The 12,195-nt window shown below is 48.2% G+C and carries 11 protein-coding genes; 7 read left to right on the forward strand and 4 right to left on the reverse strand.

The features are described 5' to 3' along the window. Window positions 1-10 precede the first annotated feature (10 nt). Entirely contained in the window at window positions 11-424 is a 414-nt protein-coding gene (locus tag RFN81_RS10665; RefSeq protein WP_264495829.1) for a CoA-binding protein, read from the reverse strand. Between the two features lie 339 nt (window positions 425-763). Between RFN81_RS10665 and RFN81_RS10670 the strand changes: the two genes are divergently transcribed. Then, on the forward strand, window positions 764-1,288 hold the full coding sequence (locus tag RFN81_RS10670) for a DUF2057 family protein (RefSeq protein WP_264495830.1): 525 nt from the start codon (window positions 764-766) through the stop codon (window positions 1,286-1,288). A 137-nt stretch (window positions 1,289-1,425) separates the two neighbouring features. Then, entirely contained in the window at window positions 1,426-1,884 is a 459-nt protein-coding gene (locus RFN81_RS10675; protein WP_264495831.1) for a methylglyoxal synthase, read from the forward strand. Between the two features lie 91 nt (window positions 1,885-1,975). Here the strand turns inward: RFN81_RS10675 and helD are convergent, their stop codons facing one another. Continuing rightward, window positions 1,976-4,030 (reverse strand): DNA helicase IV, encoded by a 2,055-nt coding sequence (gene helD, locus RFN81_RS10680; protein ID WP_264495832.1) that lies wholly within the window; start codon window positions 4,028-4,030, stop codon window positions 1,976-1,978. 194 nt (window positions 4,031-4,224) lie between these two features. On the opposite strand from helD, the gene RFN81_RS10685 reads away from it, so the two are divergent. Together RFN81_RS10685 and yccS are read left to right on the forward strand one after the other, a co-directional pair. Further along, complete coding sequence (locus RFN81_RS10685; protein WP_264495833.1) at window positions 4,225-4,671, forward strand: YccF domain-containing protein; 447 nt, start codon at window positions 4,225-4,227, stop codon at window positions 4,669-4,671. A 20-nt stretch (window positions 4,672-4,691) separates the two neighbouring features. Further along, the gene (gene yccS / locus RFN81_RS10690; RefSeq protein ID WP_264495834.1) at window positions 4,692-6,827 is read left to right on the forward strand and encodes a YccS family putative transporter; all 2,136 of its coding nucleotides are present in this window, start codon (window positions 4,692-4,694) and stop codon (window positions 6,825-6,827) included. A gap of 16 nt (window positions 6,828-6,843) precedes the next feature. On the opposite strand, the gene RFN81_RS10695 is transcribed toward yccS, so the two are convergent. Further along, window positions 6,844-7,464, reverse strand: a complete 621-nt coding sequence (locus tag RFN81_RS10695; RefSeq protein WP_264495835.1) for a TfoX/Sxy family DNA transformation protein — start codon at window positions 7,462-7,464, stop codon at window positions 6,844-6,846. A gap of 224 nt (window positions 7,465-7,688) precedes the next feature. Between RFN81_RS10695 and sulA the strand changes: the two genes are divergently transcribed. Then, window positions 7,689-8,195, forward strand: coding sequence for an SOS-induced cell division inhibitor SulA (gene sulA / locus RFN81_RS10700; protein WP_264495836.1), 507 nt, complete (start codon window positions 7,689-7,691; stop codon window positions 8,193-8,195). A 363-nt stretch (window positions 8,196-8,558) separates the two neighbouring features. Continuing rightward, window positions 8,559-9,638, forward strand: a complete 1,080-nt coding sequence (gene ompA / locus RFN81_RS10705; protein ID WP_264495837.1) for a porin OmpA — start codon at window positions 8,559-8,561, stop codon at window positions 9,636-9,638. Between the two features lie 75 nt (window positions 9,639-9,713). Here ompA and matP read toward each other — a convergent pair whose 3' ends face one another. Next, a complete protein-coding gene (matP, locus tag RFN81_RS10710; RefSeq protein ID WP_264495838.1) occupies window positions 9,714-10,172 on the reverse strand; it encodes a macrodomain Ter protein MatP in 459 nt (152 codons plus the stop codon). 165 nt (window positions 10,173-10,337) lie between these two features. Here matP and RFN81_RS10715 point away from each other — a divergent pair, with 165 nt between their 5' ends. After that, window positions 10,338-12,107 carry a Lon protease family protein gene (locus RFN81_RS10715; protein ID WP_264495839.1) on the forward strand — a complete coding sequence of 590 codons (1,770 nt, stop codon included), beginning with the start codon at window positions 10,338-10,340 and terminating at the stop codon, window positions 12,105-12,107. Window positions 12,108-12,195: the final 88 nt, after the last annotated feature.

Raw genomic sequence — 12,195 nt, forward strand, 5'->3', positions numbered from 1 at the left:
TGTCCATCACTTATGTTTCAAGCCCCAGGCGAGGAATTTCAATTTTTGGGCAACGATCCATCACGACGGTTAACCCAGCATCGCGAGCTAGCGTTGCTGCTGGCGCATTGATCACACCGATTTGTAGCCATAAAACCTTAGCACCAATAGCAATGGCATCTTTAGCGACATCATAAGCCGCCTCCGGCTGACGAAAGACATCCACCATATCAACAGGCTCCGGGATATCTGCCAAACTCGCATAGACTTTTTGCCCTAAAAGCGTCTGCCCGGCCAGTGCGGGGCTTACGGGAATAACGTGGTAGCCTTGTTCAAGTAAATACGCCATTACGAGGTGACTTGGGCGAGATGGCTTCTCACTTGCACCCACTAACGCAATGGTTTTTACCGTTTTCAAAACAAATTCAATATCACGGTCATTCATGCTATTCGGCCTCTCTCGCATAATTGGCTACAGTGTAGGATACTTAGCGCCTATCCCAGTAGGCATCATTGTCGCCGTCAGTTTGGTCACGGACAGCGCGCAGAAACCGAAGCGTACACGGAGTACGTGAGGATTTCGAGCACGGCCCAGGGCCAAAATGGCAAGTAAAATAGCCATAATGGAATAGGATCTTAGCGCCAATAGTGGCAAAAAGAACGCCTGCATACCTCGCGTCCTGTAGAGCGAAAGATGCTGCAACTGTCTGTTTCCAATCGAAACCTTTGACACATTCCGGCTATTCCTCAACAATACGTGAATTACGTGCCATATGGGAAAATTATGAAATTCTGTTTCATCACCGTTTGCCTTTTTTGGGCAGGGATCGGTGCCCCAACCATGGCGGCAACGACGCTGAAATTAAATCAGAAAATCAATCTCCTCATGGTTGACGGACAAAAAATATCAGGCTCGCTGCTTAAAGGTGCCGATAGTCTCGAACTGGGCAATGGACAACACCAACTTCTGTTCAATGTGGTTGATACCACCGATGATAAAACAGGAGTGCCAACAAGCTATTTCCCTTCAACCTTTATAGCGACATTTAGTACAGAGCACATCACATCGGTATCGTTTAAACTACCATCGCTGCAAACGCGTCAGGAGCGTCGGCGTTTTGCGGATCATCCCCAGTACCAATTGTTTGATGAAAAAAACCAACTTATTCCCGTACGTACCGATTTATTTGTCATTGCAGATGATGAGCGATGCGATTTAGAACAAAAGATGGCAGAGTACAATGCTGCGGCTAAGGGAGCGGCGGTTGCACGTTTTGCTTTAACACTGGCAGAGCCCGCAACCTGGTGATTTTACGCGCAATCACTTCTGCTTTTTGATACCCGTTCGCCATTTCGCGCTTTTATCGCTTTGCACCGAAACCGCGTTTCCGTAATCTATCCGTATCTCGGCATTCATTTGACTACACCAGATTGAAGGACATTACGATGGAGTTCACCACTCGGACTATCGCTGCGCAAAAACATATTGCATTAGTCGCGCATGATCACTGTAAACAATCTCTGTTGGATTGGGTCGGAACCAATAAAGAACAACTTAAAGCGCACACGCTTTACGCGACCGGCACCACGGGTAACTTAATCCAGATGAATACGGGGCTTCCGGTGAAAAGCATGCTGAGCGGGCCAATGGGGGGCGATCAGCAGGTTGGCGCACTGATTTCCGAAGGTAAAATCGATTTGATGATCTTCTTTTGGGATCCTCTTAACGCCGTGCCACACGATCCTGACGTGAAAGCATTACTCAGGCTGGCTACCGTGTGGAATATTCCTGTCGCCACTAATCGCTCAACGGCAGATTTTCTGATCAATTCTGTGCTATTTAAAGAACCCGTGCAGATCACCATCCCTGATTATCAACGCTATCTACAAGATCGTTTGAAGTAATCGACACTCATTGCGATACCAGAAACCAGCGTGTGCCGCAGCATCGACGTTGGTTTCTCCGCCGCTCGACGCCACCTATTCGCTTATCCCTTCACGGCTTACGCTGTATCGGCACGCCTAAACGATGCAACTGTTCAATAAACACCGATGGATTGGCGACATCCTGTAGCAACCAAACGCGGTGTTTCGCTCTCGTCAGCGCTACATACAATAAACGACGCTCTTCCGCATCGGGAAAATCCTCGGGTTCAGGTAATAGCGCGGCCTCAATGACGGATTCTCTTGCCGGTGCCGGGAACCCATCCTGACCTTTATGCATACCAACAATAATTACATATTCTGCCTGCTGCCCCTTGCTGGCATGCACCGTCATGAAATCTATGCGCAAGTTCGGCCATTTGGTGGCCGCTTTATCCAAAATAGTAGGTCGCAGATGGTGATAACGCGCGAGTACGAGAATGCGCTCATCAGCGTTGACAAATCCGCTTAACTTATCGAGAAGTGGTTCTATCTGCTCCTGAGGGAGGATGCTCACCGCTTTTTTGTCTCCTTTGCGCAGGCTATTAAGCGGTTTTTTTAGTTGATAGGGATTTTGCTGTATGAAGGCATTAGCTATTTTGCCAATACGCTCATTAAAACGATAAGTTGTATCTAACGCACACTGTTCCCCTACGCCAAAGTGCGCTTCAAATGCCGTTGTCAATGTCATGTCTGCACCGCTGAAACGGTAAATGGCCTGCCAGTCATCTCCCACAGCAAAAAGACACGTGCGACTATTTTGCCGACGCAGCGCCGCCAGCAGGCTCGCACGCTGTGGCGAAATATCCTGAAATTCATCGACCAGAATGTGCTTCCAGGGGCTAACAAAGCGTCTTTTATCTAACGCGTTGATGGCCTGATGAATGAGGCCAGAAAAATCGACGGCATTTTCCTCTTTGAGTGCTTTTTTCCAGGCTTTCAATAGCGGGGCCATCAGGCGAATACGCTGCTGGAATATCGCGCGTAATGATTCGGGCGCTTGCTCAACCATGTCACTCTGGCTTCCGCCATGCATGCGCATCAACGCCAACCAGCGATCCAGGCGCCCTGCTAACCGCGCTGTTAATGTCGCATCGTTCCAAAAATCGCCCTCAGGCACATCCCATTGCAGCTCTTCTGTTAACCAGCGTCGCCATCCGTTGGCCTGCGTTTTTTTCTCGCTACATTGTTGTTGCCAGTGAGAAATCAGCAGCGCATACCGCTGTTTTGCATCACTTTCTAGCTGACTTATCACTGGCGTCTTACGGCTAGACTGCTGAATAATGTGCAACGCCAGCGCATGGAATGTCTTTGCTTGAATCTCATCGGTGTGGAGACGATCCTGTATGCGTTCATTCATTTCTTCCGCCGCTTTACGACCGAATGCCAGAAGCAGGATTTGTTCGGGAGCCGCCTCCTGACGATGTACTAACCAAGCCGCCCGCGCCACCAGCACAGAGGTTTTCCCACTACCCGCGCCCGCCAGCACCAGCGTCGCATCCTCGCCATTAATCACCGCTTTACTCTGCGAATGGTTTAATGGCGCACATTCCACCGAGGCAAAGAAAGCGTTTTCCGACAGCAATGTACGTTCTACCCATGCCTGATTAGCCGCATTCCGCATCTCATCGCCTTGTTCAAGCCAGCGTAGGCAAAGCTGGTAATTAATGCGGCAATTATCAAAGGTTTCAAGTCGAGAAACTGGCAGGGGAAGTGCCGACAAAGCGTCGCGAATAGCCTGTTGCAATGTTAACAGCGCCTGCCGACTGAACCATTTATCCTGCTGCGTTAACATTTGAATATGATCCTTTTGGCGCTGCAATACTTCAGCGCCGATCACGCTCATCGCCTCACTCCAGTCAAGCCAGGATTTGAGAAGATGGCGGTAAAAAGCCTGCGTTTCCTGCCACTCAGTGCCATGTAGGCGCACCACTTTTCCGGCTGGTAATTCAAACTCCAGCTCTCCCCACACCAACCCTCTTTTGCAGTGGATATTCAGCAACTGATTAAAGGGGATCAGGTACTCATGTTTATCCCCACTGACTTCGACACCGGCATTCAGTAGCCGCACCCGATTATAAGGATGCTGGGCCAGATGCTTGCCTAATGAGGTAGATTTCAGTTCCATGATGTTTGCGCCATAACTGTGTAAGAGGTTATACGTGGTGAGCGGTTATAACTCTATTTTTCGTCGTCAGCCTGTTTCTTAGTTTACCCGTTATGGGACTTCACGCTCTAGCCTTAAAAACAGGTTAGGATATCCTGATGCTTAGTGTGATAATTCTTTTATCATCGACATGACTAATAAGAATGGGAGAAGCTATGCGTACTGTGTTGAATATCCTTAATTTCCTATTAGGCGGGTTTTTCACCACCTTTGCCTGGTTTCTGGCAACTGTCGTTAGCGCGTTGCTCATTTTCACATTGCCGCTAACACGCTCATGTTGGGAGATCACCAAGCTGTCGTTTCTGCCTTATGGTAATGAAGCCATCCATGTTGATGAACTTCGCCCGGAGGAAAGGAACGTGCTCCTCAACGCTGGCGGATCTCTACTCAATATTTTCTGGTTGATCTTCTTTGGCTGGTGGCTTTGCCTGTCACACATCATGACGGGTATTGCACAATGCATTACGATCATCGGCATACCTGTTGGCATCGCCAATTTCAAGATTGCTGCCATCGCGCTGTGGCCAGTAGGACGCCGTGTCGTTTCTGTCGAATTGGCGCAGGCGGCGCGGGAAAACTTGGCACGCCGTCATTTTCGCTAAAGGCACTTAAGGATATAACGTTGTTTACCGTTGCCCCAGGCATTCGCCGCTATATATACAACAGCAGCTGGCTGTATACCATTCGCATCTTTATCGCACTTAGTGGCGCGGTTATCGTGCCCTGGTGGTTAGGTCAATCGACATCGACAATTCCCATCACGCTTGGCGTCGTCGCTGCCGCGCTTACCGATCTTGACGATCGTCTAACTGGGCGACTGCGTAATTTATTCATTACGCTGGCCTGTTTTTTTGTTGCTTCCGTTTCGATCGAACTGCTTTTTCCCTATCCGTGGCTATTTGGATTTGGGCTGGCGATATCCACCTGCGGCTTTATTCTGCTCGGCGCATTAGGGCAACGTTATGCCACTATCGCCTTTGGCGCACTGCTCATCGCGATTTATACCATGTTGGGAATATCGCTTTACGACAACTGGTATCAGCAACCCATGATGCTACTGATCGGCGCATCCTGGTACAACGTCCTTACGCTGTTGGGCCATCTTATATTCCCCATCCGACCGTTACAGGACAATCTCGCTCAATGTTATCAGCAGTTGGCCCATTATCTTGATGCCAAAGCTAATCTGTTCGATCCCGACATCGAAGAAGAAACAGACGCGCCTTTGATTGATGTTGCGATGGCAAACAGCCAGCTAGTCGCAACACTAAATCAGGCGAAATCTTCCCTGTTAACACGCTTACGAGGCGATCGCGGCCAACGTGGTACGCGCCAAACATTACATTACTACTTTGTTGCACAAGACATTCACGAACGCGCCAGTTCTTCCCATGTACACTACCCGCAATTACGGGAAAAGTTACGTTACAGTGACGTCTTATTCCGCTTTCAACGCCTTCTGAGCATGCAGGCCAAATCCTGTCAGCAGTTGTCACAATCCATTTTGCTACACCAGAAATACCAGCATAACGGCCGTATTGAGCGGGCATTTGTGCACCTAGAATCCGCTATAGCGCGTATCGCAGCCAACAATAGGGCGGATGCCACACAAATTAAAGCGCTGACCTACTTGTTAAATAATTTGCGCGCCATTGATGCCCAATTAGCAACGATTGAATCCGAACAAACAATTGAACAGGAAAACAATCCTGAAAACACACTGGCCGATGACAAAATCACGGGGTGGAACGACATTCGCTTACGCATTAGCCGACACCTGACACCGCAGTCGGCGCTGTTCCGCCACGCGATTCGCATGTCGCTACTACTCTGTAGCGGCTATGCATTAATCCAGGTAACGGGCATGCAGCACGGCTACTGGATTCTACTGACCAGCCTGTTTGTTTGTCAGCCCAACTATAACGCCACTCGACGGCGGCTAATGTTGAGAATTGTTGGGACGTTAACCGGTATCTTGCTCGGTCTACCCATACTCTATTTTGTTCCCTCGCTGGAGGGGCAACTCACGTTAATCGTCATTAGCGGTGTGCTATTTTTCGCCTTTCGCAACGTGCAATACGCGCATGCAACCATGTTTATAACGCTGCTTGTTCTGCTTAGTTTCAACTTGTTAGGCGAAGGCTTTGAGGTTGCAGTACCACGCATTATTGATACGCTGATTGGGTGCGGAATTGCCTGGGCGGCGGTAAGTTTTATCTGGCCGGACTGGCGTTTCCGCGATCTCTCAACGGTTATCAACAAAACATTGGATGCTAATTGCCGTTATCTCAGTGCGATTATGGAGCAGTATCATCAGGGAAAGGATAATAGCCTGAATTACCGCATCGCCCGCCGTGACGCACACAACTGTGACGCGGAGCTGGCATCCGTTGTATCGAATATGTCCTCGGAACCCCATGCGACCCGAAGCAAATTGGACAGCGCATTCCGTTTTATGTGTCTCAATCATACCTTGCTAAGCTATATTTCCGCGCTCGGCGCACACCGCGACAAAATTACCGCGCCGGAAACGTTGCGATTACTTGACGAAGCCATATGCCATGTTGATAACGCACTACACTGCGGTGAAGAAGACCGTTTGGATATCGAATCGGGATTGAAAAGTCTTACCGCCGACATCCAATCCCTATCTCCCGATTCAGACAATCAAGAGTCGTTGATCATCCAACAGGTTGGCCTACTGATTAACCTTTTACCAGAGCTCATACAATTGAAAAGCGACATCGTGAGTCATTAATAAAAAACCGAGTGGCTTAATGCTTGGGGCCTTTTGAAACCGAATTGTTTTTATACCACTCCAAAAGCTCATTACGGATAACGCGTGGGAGGGCCGCCTGATGCGTACCGCAAATGGCACCGGCAAGCGCTAAGAGGATGTTGACGCTCAGATTCGACCGGACTTTACGTAACTCAAGATAGCTATTTTTCGCACCATGACGCTGTAATTCGTCAATATTCTTTATTCCAGCCTTCCATAACAGGCGCTCAATATCGTGATTAAGATTAGGGAGATCTTTTAAACGCCCATTTGCTTTTCTGATCGCTTTATCATACTGCGCGCCCATCAGCGCCAGACGAGCAAAATGTAAAAGCCGCTCAGGGTCTTGCCACAATGTTTCATCGACAAGATAGTAGTTCAGCGGCACAGGGACACCTCGCTTGGTATAAATCAAATGAGGCATATCACGTTGTTGAAATTGTTTTTCATCCTTCTTACTGGCACGAAGATACAGTTCTCCTTCCGATACCAGGCCAAAAATTATTTTATTTGCTGCGATGCTGTAGCCACCAAACTGGGAACGCGACGTAATGTCCCCCAGCGGCGAAAAAGACTGCTGAGATTGCAAAATCCTTTTTTTGCATAACTGCTTCATTGCCATCATCCTTTAGTATTGAAATGGTGTCGCCCTAAACACTTAAAATATCTGTTGCAGGAACAAATAATTAAACACAGCACAGAGGTGGCTTCAAACATAAAATGAATTTGCGGCCTCTTGCATGAGGAATATGCGAAGCGCTTTCAAAAAAATCGGGTTGATTTTTATCCATGCAGGGGATACTGTATGTTTATACAGTAACACTATGGGTAGAACTCATTATGCGCACACAACCAATCCTCACTCACAATATCGAGTCATCCTCGTTTTCCCCTAATCGACATGCGACGGATCTTTCGGCTGTTGCGGGCGGAATTATCAGTGAAATCGTGTATAACGCCGATCAACCCATAATCACGCACCTATTACTGCCGCTTTTGCGTCAGCTAGGCACGCAGTCTCGCTGGCTATTGTGGCTTTCGCCCCAGCGAAAACTCAGCCGTCCCTGGGTACTTCAATCGGGGTTACCGCTGGAAAAAATGGTGCAACTTCACCATATCAGTCCGCTATTTACGGTTGATGCCATGGAAAGAGCCTTGCTGACAGGGAATTACAGCGCCGTTTTGTGTTGGCTGCAGCACGAATTGACACAAGAAGAAAAGTGTCGGCTACAGCACGCAGCGAAGACAGGAAACACCTACGGTTTTATTATGCGGACGGAAAGTGCAAGTAATGGCGGCTATAGACTATTTCCTAGCCTTAAAATTCATTCTGCATTGTATCATTAAGTAAATTAAGAATATTCTCAGCCCATTTAATGCATGCATTTTGTCGATCGCCGCAGAGCCGTATTCTGCGGGCTTTTGGCATATATTTGATACAAACTAAAGACATAATAACTGTCAAAAGTGTCAGCTATTTGTTAGCAAGTATGTATGAATCGTGCGGTTTTCTTATAGTGCAATCCACATCATACTTGTAACTTTCTCATCACGTTGTAGACTTTAACTCGATGGAGTTGCTCTTTTATAACGTCAGTTGACTGACAGTGAGTCATAAATAAGGGCAAAGTCTCCAATCGAAGGATTTTAACCAAAGGTTTATTAGCTCTTCAGGTTAATTACCGATTTGGATGATAATGAGGCGTAAAAATGAAAAAAACAGCTATCGCAGTTGCAGTGGCACTGGCTGGCTTCGCGACTATGGCGCAAGCAGCTCCTAAAGACAATACCTGGTATACCGGTGGTAAATTAGGTGTTTCTCAGTTCCATGATACCGGCTTCTACGGCAATGGTTATACGGGCGTTAATAATAACCCGATCAAAAGCAAGTTAGGTGCTGGTGCGTTCCTTGGTTATCAAGCGACCCCCTACTTGGGCTTTGAATTGGGTTATGACTGGCTAGGCCGTATGAAGTATGCAGGTTCTAATACGAATACTGCCGACAGCGCTAGCCTTAAGGCTCAGGGCATCCAACTGGCAGCGAAATTAAGCTACCCGGTTTTACCCGATCTTGACGTTTATACACGTTTAGGCGGTCTGGTATGGCGTGTAGACAGCCATGCAGATAAGAGCGGTACTCATCTCAACAACGACGATACGGGCGTCTCCCCGTTGGCAGCCATCGGTGTTGAATATGCTATCGACAAGAACTGGGCTACCCGTGTTGACTACCAATGGGTGAGCAACATTGGCGATGCAGGTACAGTAGGTGCGCGCCCTGACAACATGTTGATGAGTGTTGGCCTGTCTTATCGCTTTGGTCAGGATGACCGCGTAGCACCCGTTGCTGCTCCGGCACCCGCGCCAGCTCCAGTCGTCGAAACCAAGCGCTTTACGCTGAAATCTGACGTACTGTTCAACTTCAACAAAGCAACTCTGAAAGCAGAAGGTCAGCAATCACTGGATCAACTGTACACTCAGTTGAGCTCACTGGATCCGAAAGATGGTTCTGTTGTCGTTCTGGGCTTCACCGACCGTTTAGGTTCCGAACAATACAACCAGGGCTTGTCTGAAAAACGTGCTCAGAGCGTTGTTGATTATCTGGTCTCCAAGGGCATCCCTGCGGATAAAATCTCTGCCCGTGGACTGGGTAAATCTCAGCCGGTTACCGGTTCTACGTGTGATAACGTGAAACCTCGTGCCGCTTTGATCGATTGCTTGGCACCAGACCGCCGTGTAGAGATTGAAGTGAAAGGCATTAAAGATGTTGTAACTCAGCCTCAGGCTTAAGTTTCAACGAAAAAACCTCGCTTCGGCGAGGTTTTTTTATGTCTACGTATCAGCCAGAAGCGGATATATTGCCGTTCAATGCTTATCTTTATTCAACATTGATTTAAGATCCTGTTTAAGCAGTAGCATCTGGTTAGCGTATTTTTCTTTGTGCTCCGCGTCTTCAATTAATTGCACAATCGTTTCTGACAAGGTAACACCACGTCTCTGTGCGAGAGCCGCGAGTCGCTGCCAGACTAGGTATTCAAGGTCGATCGATTTCTTACGCGTATGCTGATGTTCCGCGTTGAAATGACGTTTACGTCGCGCACGTATCGTTTGCTTCATCCGATTTTCTAACGCCGGATTCATACATTGTACAATCCACTCAACTATTTTCATTGGCTGATTCTCAGCCTTAAACAAAGCTTCTACGGCCTCATCCGCAGCACTTTGCTCTAAAAAACGCGTGATCTTTTCTCCCTCACGGTGTTTTTTAACCAAATACATCCATTTCCAACCGCACTCAAGATTTTCTAATTGTTGATATTTCATATTAAATGCTTCAGTGACCGTGTAACGTTAAGTCAAGCATAGCAGCTTTCACTCATATTGACCGCTTTCTGACAGCTTTTGAGACGTTCGACAAACGTGGTCTGGGGCCAAACTTGCGAAAGATGGAGGAGAAATAACTCTCCTTATGCGAAGTTGATATTATTCTTGTATAATCACGCTTTTCCTTTAGACGATTACATTGATACTTTGACCAGTAACCGACTCTCATGGCAGCATTTACTGCCCAATAATACCCCGTATCAGACACTCTTTACTCAAGCGGACCAGCTTCCCCCAGTCGAATTCTCTGGTATCCAACCACGTTTGGCTGACAGCCTGATGCTCTTTTGCCATCCGCGTTCGCCATCCCGCCTGATGCTGCTTAAAGCACAGGAAAATAGTGAATATATGGCAATCATCGCTCAAGCGCTCGGTGCAAACGTGGCTGATGCCGAGGCAATACACGGTAGTAATTATCGTATTGAGGGCCGCCATATCTGGATCGAGCCAGCCACTCAGCCGCAAGATAATTTTGCAGCGACACAATATTGCGACTACCGGGAGTGGATTGAACCGGAACAGCTTTTTGGTTGCGTACGATATTTTCACGATGAGCTCACCTTGCACCCAGGGCTTATTCATCAGGTTAACGGGGGGGTGCTGATCCTGTCTGCCAGAACGTTACTGGCCCAACCGCTGATGTGGCTCCGTTTGAAGCAGATTATGGCCGAGGGCGTCTTTCGTTGGCTTTCGCCCGATGAACGTAAACCGCTCCCTATAGAAGTCCCTTCAATGCCGCTGGATGTCCGCCTGATTATTCTCGGCGATCGAGATAGTCTGGCTGATATCCATGATATGGAGCCAGAGTTAGCCGAACACGCTATTTACGGCGAGTTTGAGGCACAATTGCCATTGATTGAAACAGATGACATGGCGCGCTGGTGCGCCTACATCAATGCATTATGTAATGATAACCTATTACCGCGGCTCGATGCGTCAGCCTGGCCAGCATTAGTTAACCTGGCGATACGCTACAGCGGCGATCAGGGAAACTTACCGTTATGTCCGCGGTGGTTAATTAGTCAATTAAAATATGCGTCGCTGTACGCAAGAGACGGAAAAATCACAGAGCAATCCTTGGTTGACGCCGTTACCGGTCGCCAATGGCGCGAAGGCTATCTCCGTGAACGCATGCAAGATGAAATAGAATTAGGGCAAATATTGATCGAGACGGAAGGCGATGTCATCGGGCAGGTCAACGGACTTTCTGTCTTAGAGTTCCCCGGTCACCCTGCTGCTTTTGGTGAACCCGTGCGCATTAGCTGTGTCGTTCACGCTGGCGATGGTGAATTCACTGACGTTGAGCGCAAGGCAGAACTCGCTGGCAATTTACACGCCAAGGGCATGATGATCATGCAGGCACTTCTTATGACAGAATTGGAACTTGACCAGCAATTTCCCTTCTCTGTCTCGATGGTCTTTGAGCAGTCGTACAGTGAAGTTGATGGCGATAGCGCTTCATTGGCGGAATTGTGTGCGCTGGTCAGCGCCCTCTCGCAACGACCGATCAATCAACAGCTCGCCGTTACCGGCTCCGTCGATCAATTCGGTCATGTGCAGCCAATCGGCGGTGTGAATGAGAAAATAGAAGGGTTCTTTGAAGTTTGCCTACGCCGCGGGTTAACGGGTTCTCAGGGCGTGATTTTACCCATGGCAAACCTGCGCCATCTTTGTCTACAGGGCGATGTTGTTAATGCCGTGCGTGAAGGGAAATTCCATCTTTTCCCCGTGGAGACAGCTCCCGAAGCATTGTCGCTGTTGACCAACTGTGCATATGACGACGAACATCAGCCAAATTTGTTGGCCGCAATCCGCGAGCGAATCGGACAGCTTGTTCCTCAAGAACGTAAACGTTTTCCTTGGTTTTTTCGTTAAACCAACTGGTTCAACCAGACGCAACAGACTTGCCCAGCATACAGGTGTACGCTAACCTGCGTGCTTCATTAAAATAAGGCTTACAGAG

This window comes from Pectobacterium cacticida (genome assembly GCF_036885195.1).
Lineage (GTDB): Bacteria > Pseudomonadota > Gammaproteobacteria > Enterobacterales > Enterobacteriaceae > Pectobacterium > Pectobacterium cacticida.